The organism is Vibrio sp. 811 (genome assembly GCF_033339195.1).
The window spans coordinates 1-517 of sequence record NZ_JAWOUB010000959.1; the positions used below are offsets into that span (position 1 = coordinate 1).

Genomic DNA, 517 nt, shown 5'->3' on the forward strand with positions numbered 1-517 from the left:
TCTTCGGTCAAGGTGCGATTCGTTGTCACCCATACGTGCTTGAAGAAATGAACGCAGCTTACTCAGAAACGAGCGACGCGGTTCAGAAATTCGCCAAAGCGCTAGCTGGCCACGTGAGCTTTACCATGAGTAACCTCGTTCGCAATATTTGGTTTGGTTTGAGCGATGGTCTCGGTTCATCGGCACCGACTAAAGATGCAACGAAACGCTACTACCAACAGCTAAACCGTTACAGTGCCAACCTAGCGCTTCTGTCTGATATCTCAATGGCTGTGCTTGGTGGTTCGTTGAAACGTAAAGAGCGTTTATCTGCGCGTTTAGGTGACATTCTCAGTCAGCTATACCTAAGCTCCGCGACGCTAAAACGTTTTGAACAAGATGGTCGTCCGGCTGAAGATTTGGCTTTGGTTCACTGGGGTCTACAAGATAGCTTAAAACAAGCAGAAATCGCCGTTGATGAGTTCCTAGCAAACTTCCCGAACAAAGTCATTGGCCGCACACTTCGCGTTCTGATTAT

Annotated in this window: 1 protein-coding gene; it reads left to right on the top strand. The window is 48.0% G+C overall.

The features are described 5' to 3' along the window. The coding region (locus R7Q46_RS30350) for an acyl-CoA dehydrogenase domain-containing protein (RefSeq protein ID WP_318078737.1) at nt 1–517 on the top strand (517 nt) is incomplete at both ends.